The 4,688-nt window shown below is 71.0% G+C and carries 2 protein-coding genes; one reads left to right on the top strand and one right to left on the bottom strand.

From position 1 onward, the window contains the following. Nucleotides 1-20: 20 nt before the first annotated feature. On the bottom strand, nucleotides 21-572 hold the full coding sequence (gene ectA, locus AOK15_RS15145; RefSeq protein ID WP_185093781.1) for a diaminobutyrate acetyltransferase: 552 nt from the start codon (nucleotides 570-572) through the stop codon (nucleotides 21-23). A gap of 462 nt (nucleotides 573-1,034) precedes the next feature. On the opposite strand from ectA, the gene AOK15_RS15140 reads away from it, so the two are divergent. Then, a complete protein-coding gene (locus AOK15_RS15140; RefSeq protein WP_055516910.1) occupies nucleotides 1,035-4,649 on the top strand; it encodes a tetratricopeptide repeat protein in 3,615 nt (1,204 codons plus the stop codon). Nucleotides 4,650-4,688 lie beyond the last annotated feature (39 nt).

The following is a 4,688-nucleotide window of genomic DNA, read 5'->3' as shown; positions in this document are numbered from 1 at the left end:
TGTGTATAAGAGACCGGTGCTCAGGGGGACAGCGGGCCGATGCGGTGCAGCACCTCGGGCTCGTGCGGGCCGTCGGGGAAGTCCCCCGCCTCGAACAGGACCGTGCGCTCGACGCTCGCGCCGTGGCGTTCGGCGAACGCGGCGAACAGCCGTTCCGAGGCGGTGTTGCCCGGGGTGATGGTGGTCTCGACGGCGGTCAGCGCGTGCTGTCGCGCGACCCGTGCGGCGAGTCCGTCCAGCAGTGCCCCGGCGAGTCCGCGCCCGCGGTGCGTCTCGTCGACGGCCACCTGCCACACGAGGAGGGTGTCCGGCCGCTCGGGCCGTACGTACCCGGTCACGAAACCGACCGGTTCCCCCGTCTCGTCACGGGCCACCGCCGAGGTGTCCGCGAAGTCCCGGCACCACAGCAGATAGCTGTACGAGGAGTTCAGGTCGAGGGTGCCGGAGTCCCCGGCGATACGCCACAGCGCGCTGCCGTCCGCCACGTCCGGGCGGTCGATTCGAATCCCCTCGGCGATTTCCGGTTGTGATTCCAGGTGTGCGATGTGCAGGTCTGCTTGTGCGGCAGTCATACGGCTTGAATTTACCCAGCGGAATTTCGAATTGCATCGCCGCTCGGGGTTACGAATGGGCGCTGCCTGTGTTATCACGCGGGCGCGAGCGGGCGCGCAAGCAGGTGGTTGACCTGTGAGGTTTTGCCCGGAAATACCCTTGCAAAAAGGGCGCGCTGTGGAGTCCGTCACATGCGCGTAACCCTCACGGAACCCGCCCGGATCGCGCCCCTTGTTGTTCGCGAAACCTTTGCGTTTAGGGAAGGTGGAAGCGGGCAGAAGAATACGGGATCCTACCCATGGAATTGTAGGACCCTTTCTGCTGGGAAAGCGACCCTCTTTTCCATCGATTCGCCGGTTCCGGCCACTTCCCCCGCTCGGGGACACCGTCCGGCGTGGGCGGTTCTCCCCCGATACCGCTGCGCGGCCCCGGAGCGGGTAATACGGTTCTGGCGAGGTCGGCGGCCGGGGGAGGGGACGAGGATGCCGGAACAGTCGTGGGCGGCACTGACCGCGGCCGGGGGAACGGCGGTCGTACGGGCGGCGGGTGGCAGCACGGGCACGCACACGGACGCCTGGGCCGGGCTGCGGCGGGCCGTGGCCGCGTGGTTCGCCCGCGGTGACGCCGAGCGGGAACGGGCCGAGCTGGACCGCCTGGACAGGACCGCCGCCGCCCTGACGTCGGCGCCCGCTCCCGACGACACCACCCGCATCCGCCAGGAGGCCGCCTGGCAGACCCGCTTCGAGGAACGCCTGGAGCACCTGGACCCGGCGGAGCGCGTCAGAGCCGCCGAGGAACTGCGCACGCTGCTCGCAGCGCCGCCTGCCACCTGCCCCGCCGCGCCGCCGGGCACCGCCCCGGCCGCGCTCTCGGCCCTCGGCCCCACCCGGTCCTCGGTCACCGGCTCTGCGGGGCCGTCGGCTGCCGCCTCTTCCCGGCTCTCGGTCACCGGCTCTGCCGGACCGTCGACTGCCGCCTCTTCCCGGTCTTCGGTCACCGGCTCTGCCGGGCCCTCGGCTATCGGCTCCAGCCGGTCCTCGGCCACCGGCAACGCCGCGTCGTCGGCCCCCGGTCCCCTCGCGGGCGCCGGCCGGTCTGCGGCAGGCGGGGGCACCGGGGATTCGTATGCCGGTGTGCTGGTGCCCCGGCTGCCCGACGAGCCCGCCCATGTCCTCGCCGCCACCGGAGGCATCGCGACGCAGTACGGGAGAGGAGACCTCGCCCCGTACGCCGCCGCCGAAACGGAGGCGGTCGCCGCCCTCGGCACCTGGCAGCCCGTGCGCGACACCGACCCCCTCGGACTGGGCGTCCATCGAGCCCGCGTCGGTGGCGCGGACGCGTCGACGCTGCCGCCCTACGTCCGCCGCGACATCGACGACCGGGTGCGGGACCGGCTGAGGAAGGCGGCCGCCTGGGGCGGGCTGGTGCTGCTCACCGGCGACTCGACCGCGGGCAAGAGCCGCACCGCCCTCGAAGCGGCACGGGCCGTCCTGCCCGGACACCTGCTCCTCGCCCCGCCCTGGGGCGCCGACCTCCGCGTGTTACGGCCGCCCGCGGGCGGCCCCGCCTACGACCGGCACGTGCTCTGGCTCGACGACCTGGAGCACTACCTCGGCCCAGGCGGCCTCGAACCGTCCCTGCTGTCGGCGTTGGCCGACGCCGGGCTCGTGGTGCTGGCGACCCTGCGGGACGAGCGCTACGACACCCTGCGCGAGGCGGCCGACGGTGCCGACGGCGAGGGTCTCGCCGGCCGTATGGCCGCCGAGAGGGGACTGCGCGTCCTCAACATGGTGGAACCGGTCGTCGTCCGGCGGCTGTGGAGCGACACCGAACTCGACCGGGTGGCCGAGACCGACGACAGTCGCCTCGTCGAGGCCCACGCCCGGCACGGCACCCATGGGATCGCCGAGTACCTGGCGGCCGGACCGGAACTCCTCGGCGAATGGCGCCGCGCCGAGCGCGCCACCACCAGGGGCGGCCATCCACGGGGCGCGGCGCTCGTCGCGGCAGCCGTGGACCTCGCCCGCATCGGCCTCATCGGCGACCTTCCGGAGACCCTGCTGCGCGAGGTGCACGAGCGCTACCTCACCGCCCTCGGCGGCCCCGCCCTGCGCCCCGAGCCCTACGCCGACGCCGTCACCTGGGCCACCCGCATCCGCTACGGCGTCGCCAGCCTGCTGATGGAGGGCGAGGAGGAGAACGCCAAGCGGCCCTTCGACTACCTCGTCGACTCCGTGGCCCGCGACCCCGACGCGCCGGACGTCCCGGAAGAGGTGTGGCGCACGGCCCTGAGGCAGGCGGACGACCGTACGCGCCCGCTGATCGCGCAGACGGCGTCCCTCAGTGGGCAATGGGCGCTCGCAGAGGAAGCGTGGCGTCCGCTTGTGGAGGCAGGGAGCCAGCAAGCGATCGTCAACTATGCGTCGGCGCAACTCTTCCAGATGAAGGACTTGGCGGGGATCGAAGCGTTGCTGCGCCCTCTGGCCGAGACCGGGAGTCCCGTCGCGCAGCTCAACCTCGGAGTGGTCCTGCTGGTTCGAGGCGAGGCCGACGAGGCCAGGGCATGGTGGCTGGCGTCTGCGGAGGCGGGGCTGCCGGCGGCCGCCTACAACCTTTTCCGGCATCCCGGAGCCCAGAAAGACGAACAGCAGGCGGAGACTTGGTTGCGAAGGTCTGCGGAGGGCGGCTATGTCCCTGCCATCAGGACCCTTGCGACGCTCCTGCATCAGCGTGGTGACAGCGGGCAGGCGGAACCGTGGTGGCGGAGAGCCGCTATGGCGGGTGACACGGAAGCGATGTACGTCTTCGGTCACCTGTTGCGCCTGCGCGGTGACGACCAAGCCGAACTGTGGCTGTGCCGAGCCGCCGAGCGTGGCCACGATCGAGCCGCAGAGATCCTGGGCAACGCCGCTGAGGAGCGTGGCGACCTCGCTGACGCCGAGAAGTGGTGGCGGATGGCCGCGGAAGCGGGCAATGCGGAGGCCGCCAACGAACTCGGCGTTCTCCTCAGCCGACGAGGCGACCAGGCCGAGGGCGCGGTCTGGTACGCCAAGGGGGCCGAGGCCGGTCACAGGGTCGCGATGTTCAACTTTGGTGCGTGGCTGGCTGATCGGGGTGACCTCGACGAGGCCAAGAAATGGCACCGACGTGCAGGTGAAGCTGGGTATCTCGGTTCCTTCAACAATCTCGGCGCCCTACATCGCGCGGACGGGGACCTTGGCCTCGCCGAGGAGATGTTCCGACGGGCCGCAACCGGTGGAGACATCAAAGCCCGCCTCAATCTGATCGGCCTGCTGATCGAGGACGACCGCTCCTCGGAAGCCCGAACGCTCCTCCTCGAACTACTGAGCGCCCCCGACAACACCGAGGAGATCTACTCCTACGTCGCCGTGGTCCGACAGGCGGGCATGACACACGTGGTGCGAACCCTTCTGCGGTGGATGGCCGACACTGGCCGCATTGATGCCGCCCACAACCTTGGCACGCAATACTTCATCGACGGGAACCTCGACGAAGCGGCGCGCTGGTGGCGCGTCTCCGCCCCCGCATTCTCCGTCTCCGCCTTCAATCTCAGCCGTCTGCTTTCCGATCGAGGCGAGACGGAAGAGGCCGCTTCCTGGCTGCGCCAGGCCGCCGACGCAGGACATCCCCAGGCCGCCCTGGAAGTCGCCGACCAACTCATCGACTTCGCACGGCCGGATCGCGGGGCGGAGAGACTCCGTCCCATCGCAGGGGAACGGCCCGAAGCTGCTTTCCTGTTGGGCCTCCTGCTCCTCACCGGACCGAGTGATCACGAGGAGGGCGAGCAATGGTGGCATCGGGCCGCACAGGAGGCGGACGCGAAGACGTCGTTCGGCTTCGCCAGTTACCTCGCCAAACGGGGCGGCGACCACGCGCACGTGGAGTTCTGGTGCCGCAAGGCAGCCGAGGCCGGGCACCCCCGGGCCGCGCTCAACCTCGGTGCCATGCTCGCCGATCGGGGGCAGACGGAGGAGGCGGAGGCGTGGCTGGCCACGGCGGTGACGAGGGGGCTCGACGGCGCTGCCGAACTCCTCGCTCGGGTGAGGGAGTTCCTCCCCCGCCCGAAGACGTCCTGATCGCTCACCCTCCTCGACGCCGGTCCCCTCCTACTCCCC

The sequence above is a fragment of the Streptomyces ossamyceticus genome (genome assembly GCF_001418475.1).
Lineage (GTDB): Bacteria > Actinomycetota > Actinomycetes > Streptomycetales > Streptomycetaceae > Streptomyces > Streptomyces ossamyceticus.
This window is presented reverse-complemented; position numbering and strand designations above follow the sequence as displayed.

Bases quoted from the DNA above. Each gene is read 5' to 3' on its own strand.
- ectA (WP_185093781.1), bottom strand. From the start codon at position 572: ATGACTGCCGCACAAGCAGACCTGCACATCGCACACCTGGAATCACAA.
- AOK15_RS15140 (WP_055516910.1), top strand. From the start codon at position 1,035: ATGCCGGAACAGTCGTGGGCGGCACTGACCGCGGCCGGGGGAACGGCG.